Origin of the sequence: Paraburkholderia sp. SIMBA_054, from assembly GCF_046534875.1 — a bacterium.
Taxonomy (GTDB): Bacteria; Pseudomonadota; Gammaproteobacteria; order Burkholderiales; family Burkholderiaceae; genus Paraburkholderia; species Paraburkholderia hospita.
Genome location: NZ_JAWRXV010001418.1, coordinates 1 through 246, shown reverse-complemented (window position 1 = coordinate 246; position 246 = coordinate 1). Strand labels below are relative to the sequence as shown.

Below are 246 nucleotides of genomic sequence, written 5' to 3'. Positions count from 1 at the left end.
CATGAAGTTCACGTAGACGCTGCCGAGCGAGAACGGCGCTGCCTGCTCGAAGAATGCACGAGCCCACGCGATGCAACGTTCGTCGTCGGCGGGCTCTTCCCAGCGGCCATGCACGTTCATCGCGTATTGCGTGTCGCGGCTCGAGTAGGCGGTCGCATTCACCGGCACGCGTTGCGTTTGCGCGCCGATCTGCCCGAAGAAAATCTCGCACTGTGGAGAAGGCAGATTCTCAATCGACTGAAGCAG

1 pseudogene is annotated in these 246 nt (G+C 61.0%); it reads right to left on the bottom strand.

The annotated features are described in order from the left end of the window. Positions 1 to 246: pseudogene (locus tag SB822_RS59725) on the bottom strand (FAD-linked oxidase); the annotation flags it as partial.